Source organism: Ensifer oleiphilus (assembly GCF_013371465.1).
Classification (GTDB): Bacteria; Pseudomonadota; Alphaproteobacteria; order Rhizobiales; family Rhizobiaceae; genus Ensifer; species Ensifer oleiphilus.
Map to the genome: position 1 here is coordinate 1 of NZ_JABWDU010000032.1, position 553 is coordinate 553.

Here is a 553-nt window from a genome sequence, read left to right on the forward strand (position 1 = left end):
CAGGCAGCAGGAAAAGTGCCGTCGCGCGGTTTCCTCGAGCCGCGGGGGCGGCGTTTGCGGCGACCTTCCGTCAGATGCTGATAGAGTTCCAGCGCCTGATCTTCCTTGCCGTAGATGAAGCGATAGATCGTCTCGGTGCAGACCCGCACGGCGCTCACGCCATCGGCGAGCAGACGACCGGCGATCTGTTCCGGGGACCAAAGTGCCTTCAGCTGCGCGATCACCAGTTCGCGTAATTGCGGGTGCCGCACAAGCTTCCTCAAACGCTGCCGCCGCTCTTTGCGGATATCGTCAGCAACCGTTGGGAAGTAGCCGCTATAGTCGGGCAGCTCGCGATCGTGGAAGGTGTTGCGCCGGATCTCACGATAGATCGTCGATCGATGACGACCAAGTTCGCGCGCCATTTCTTTGATCGGCAGTTTGCGTTCGACGAAATGGAAGAGGCGGCGTCGATCGGCCAGATTCAGCTGCGAATAGCGTCGGAACATGCCAAAATCTCCAAGGTGAAGCCATTGAAATCATTGGCATGTCGCACTTGAGAATAGAATGTACC

General features: G+C 58.2%; 1 protein-coding gene. It reads right to left on the bottom strand.

The genetic code is table 11. The annotated features are described in order from the left end of the window. Positions 1-488, bottom strand: a 488-nt coding sequence (locus tag HT585_RS31575) for an IS30 family transposase (protein WP_176356707.1), incomplete at its 3' end; no start/stop codon positions are given. Positions 489-553: the final 65 nt, after the last annotated feature.